The following is a 4,575-nucleotide window of genomic DNA, read 5'->3' as shown; positions in this document are numbered from 1 at the left end:
AATCGGGCTAAAGCCCTACTACAAACTTGGTTCGTAGTTGGACTTTAGTCCTAGAGCATAATCGGGCTGAAGCCCTACTACAAACTTGGTTCGTAGTTGGACTTTAGTCCTAGATAAAAATCGGGCTAAAGCCCTACTACAAACTAGGTTCGTAGTTGGACTTTAGTCCAAAAGCATAATCGGGCTAAAGCCCTACTACAAACTAGGTTCGTAGTTGGACTTTAGTCCAAAAGCATAATCGGGCTGAAGCCCTACTACAAACTTGGTTCGTAGTTGGACTTTAGTCCAAAAGCATAATCGGGCTAAAGCCCTACTACAAACTTGGTTCGTAGTTGGACTAAAGTCCTAGAGCATAATCGGGCTGAAGCCCTACTACAAACTTGGTTCGTAGTTGGACTAAAGTCCAAAAGCATAATCGGGCTAAAGCCCTACTACAAACTTGGTTCGTAGTTGGACTAAAGTCCAAAAGCATAATCGGGCTGAAGCCCTACTACAAACTTGGTTCGTAGTTGGACTTTAGTCCTAGAGCATAATCGGGCTAAAGCCCTACTACAAACTAGGTTCGTAGTTGGACTTTAGTCCAAGAGAGTAATCGGGCTAAAGCCCTACTACAAACTAGACTCGGGCTGAAGCCCTACTACAAACTAGACTCGGGCTGAAGCCCTACTACAAACTTATATAAAACTATGTCTATTCGTATTCAAGGAAATTTACTCGCCCCTGACATGACCACTGAAATCGCTTCAGGAGAAATAAAAGGTCAAACTAATATAAACTTTGGTCTCGATAAATCGATAAAACTCGAAGATGAAATTGCTTTTGCTTGGGGAGAAGCTAAAGATTTATGGCGTATTTTTCAACGTCGCTTAGAAAGAATGGGAGATGAAAAAACAGGTACTTCTACTACCCGGGAATATTGGGGGATTCCTCTGCTTAAATTATTGGGATATCAACCAGTTTTGCAGGATAAAGCTGAAATAATTGCTGGTCAAACCTTTGCTATTTCCCATCGCGCTGAAAAAGTTGAATCGACTGAAGACATTAACCCTTCTCCCCCTCTTCATATTATCGGTTGTTATCTGTCTCTAGAAGAAAAACCCCCTTCTGGACGTCCGAGATTATCTGCACATGCTTTATTACAAGAATACCTGAATCGCACGGAGCATTTATGGGGTGTAGTAACTAATGGGTATCAATGGCGCTTATTAAGAGATTGTTCTTTGATGACTCGTTTGGCTTTTATTGAGTTTGACTTAGAACAAATTTTAGTTAATGAGAACTTTGCTGAGTTTGGTTTATTTTATCGTCTTTTTCACCGTACTCGTTTACCTCAAGATATAGATGATGTAGATAGTTGTCTTTTAGAATTTTATCACCAAGAAGCTTTACAACAAGGCGGAAGAGTTAGAGACCGTCTTCGGGATGGGGTAGAAAAAGCTTTGGAGTTGTTGGGTAATGGATTTTTACAGCATCCTCATAATCAGGTTTTGAGGGAATCTATCACTAATGGAGAGTTATTAGAACAAGATTACTACCGTCAATTATTGATGTTAATTTATCGTTTGTTATTTTTGATGGTGGCAGAGTCTCGTAATTTACTTGTGGCAGGAGAGGATGAGGAAAAGGCAAGAATATATAAGGAATATTATAGTATTAACCGTTTAAGACTCTTAGCTGAGAAAAAAAGTTATCGAAGAGAAGGTTTTCAGGATATTTGGCAAGGTTTACGAGTTACTTTTAGTCTATTTGATGAAAGTTGGCGTGGTAGTTTATTGGGGTTATCTCCCCTTAATGGTGATTTATTTGGTTCAACTTCTTTACAAAATTTAGAGGGTTATGCTACTGATAATCATGATTTACTTTCAGCAATTAGACACCTTTCCCTTTATGAAAATCAGGGAAGATTGAGACGGGTTAATTATGCTGCTTTGGATGTAGAAGAGTTGGGGAGTGTATATGAGAGTCTTCTCGATTTTACTCCTAAAGTTATTACTTATCAGGGTAATTATCATTTTAAATTAGTAGCAGGTAGCGATCGCAAAACTACTGGTTCTTACTATACACCTCCTGAGTTAGTGGGGCAATTAATTAAGTCAGCTTTAGAACCTGTGATTGCTGAGAAATTAGCCGATAAAGCTAGTATACAAGAGCGTGAGCAAGCTTTATTAAGTATAACTGTGTGCGACCCTTCCTGCGGTAGTGGGCATTTTTTATTAGCCGCTGCTAGACGTATAGGAAAAGAATTAGCAAAAATTCGCACAGGAGAAGCCCAACCATCTCCCCAACCATTAAATCAAGCCATACGAGATGTTATTCAAAATTGTATCTATGGGGTAGATTTAAATCCTCTGGCGGTGGATTTGTGTAAGGTGGCTTTATGGATTGAAGGGTTTTGTGGAGGTTTACCTTTGAATTTTTTAGACCATCGTATCAAATGTGGTAATTCTTTAGTAGGGGTTTTAGATATTTCTGTTTTATCTGAAGGTATCCCCAATGCTGCTTTTAAACCTGTAACTGGAGATGATAAGAAATGGTCTAAGTCTTTTAAAGATAGAAATGAAAAAGAGATAAAAGTTAAGCAAACTAATCAATTATCTTTATTTAGTAATTTAGATGATGAATTAGAACAATATGCCGATGATTGGCAAGAGTTAGGCAAAATTTCTGAGGTAACAACAGAAGATATTAAACGGAAAAAAGCACAATATTTGAGTAGTCGCAGTGAAGATAATAAAAGCTGGTGGAGAGATTTTTCAGCCTGTAATCTTTGGACTGCTGCCTTTTTTATGCCTTTGACTGAAGATAATTTACAGTTAATTCCTACTACTTCGGTTTTAGACCAATTATTACAGGGTAGCGGTACAACTTTAAAGGTGGTTAAGGCTGCTAATAGTTTAGCCCAGTCAAAGGGATTTTTTCATTGGTGTTTAGAATTTCCAGAAGTTTTTGCCAATGGTGGATTTACTTGTGTATTGGGTAATCCTCCTTGGGAAAGAATTAAGTTACAAGAAAAAGAGTTTTTTGCTTCTCGGGATGAGTCTATTGTTAAGGCGAAGAATAAGGCAGCGAGAGATAAATTAATTAAAAAATTAGCTCAAGATAATCCTCAATTATTACAGGAGTTTGAGGAGGCTAAACATGATGCTGAGGCGCAAGGTAAGTTTATTAGGGAATCAAGTCGCTTTTTGTTAACTAGTAAAGGAGATATTAATACCTATGCTGTATTTGCAGAAACCGTGAGAAAGTTAATTAATTCTCATGGGAGAGTGGGAATAATTGTTCCTACTGGAATAGCTACTGATGCTACTTGTCAGAATTTCTTCGGCGATTTAATACAGAAACAAAATCTTACTAGTCTTTATGATTTTGAGAATAGAGAAGCTATTTTTCAATCTGTCCATCGTAGTTATAAATTTTCTTTACTTGGTATGAGTGGGAAGGGAATTCCACAGACTAATTTTTCTTTCTTCCTCACTCAAGCTAAGCAGGTAGAAGATAAGGCAAGAGTATTTAAATTATCTCCTCAAGATATTGCTTTAATGAATCCTAATACCTTGACTTGTCCTGTTTTTCGTACTAAAGCTGATGCAGAGTTAACTAAGAAAATCTATCAGCGTATTCCAGTTTTAGAGAATGAGAAAACTGGAGATAATCCTTGGGGTATTTCTTTTATGCGTATGTTTGATATGAGTAATGATAGTCATTTGTTTGAGACAGGGGATTTTGGACTAAAGTCCAACTACAAACCTTTGTATGAAGCGAAGATGTTTCACCAGTTTGACCATCGTTGGGCTAGTTATGATCCTGATGGAGTATGTCATAATGTGAGTTTAGCACAAAAGTGCGATCGCTCTTTTTCTGTCTCTCCTCGTTATTGGGTTAATTCTACTGAGGTGGAGAATAGATTGGCTGGTAAGTGGGATAAGAATTGGTTACTTTGTTTTAGAAATATTGCTAACTTTGACAATGAAAGAACAGGTATTTTTGGTTTAATTTCCAAATGTGGTTTAGGAAATAGTGGCTCAATTTTAATCCTGCAACAAAAATTATATAAATTAATTCCTTGCTTATTAGCAAATTGTTCTAGTTTAGTATTCGATTTTGTAGTAAAAAACAAAATTGGTAGGGTTAATTTAAATTTCTTCATCATTAAACAACTTCCTATTATCCCTCCAGACTGGTATACCTCAGAAGACATAGAATTTATCACCAGCAGAGTATTAGAGTTAGTATATACAGCTTGGGATATGAAACCATTTGCAGAAGATATGGGATATAGTGGAGAACCGTATGTGTGGGATAGCGATCGCCGTGCTATCTTAAGAGCAGAATTAGACGCTAAATTTGCCCAACTCTATGGGTTAACCCGGGATGAATTGCGATATATTTTAGATCCTGGCGATGTATACGGAGAAGACTTTCCCTCAGAGACATTCCGAGTCTTGAAGAATAACGAGATTAAGAAATATGGAGAATATCGCACTCAGCGATTAGTTTTAGCCGCTTGGGATATGCTAAGCTTGTAGTAGGGCTTTAGCCCGATGATTTTCTAGGACTAAAGTCCAACTACGAACC

At 37.4% G+C, this 4,575-nt stretch carries 1 protein-coding gene; it reads left to right on the top strand.

The genetic code is table 11. The annotated features are described in order from the left end of the window. Window positions 1–686 precede the first annotated feature (686 nt). Window positions 687–4,526, top strand: coding sequence for an Eco57I restriction-modification methylase domain-containing protein (locus MW688_RS01155; protein WP_486734072.1), 3,840 nt, complete (start codon window positions 687–689; stop codon window positions 4,524–4,526). Window positions 4,527–4,575 lie beyond the last annotated feature (49 nt).

The sequence above is a fragment of the Johannesbaptistia floridana genome (genome assembly GCF_057440575.1).
The sequence above is the reverse complement of the archived record's forward strand: the minus strand, read 5'-3'. Positions and strand labels throughout refer to the sequence as shown.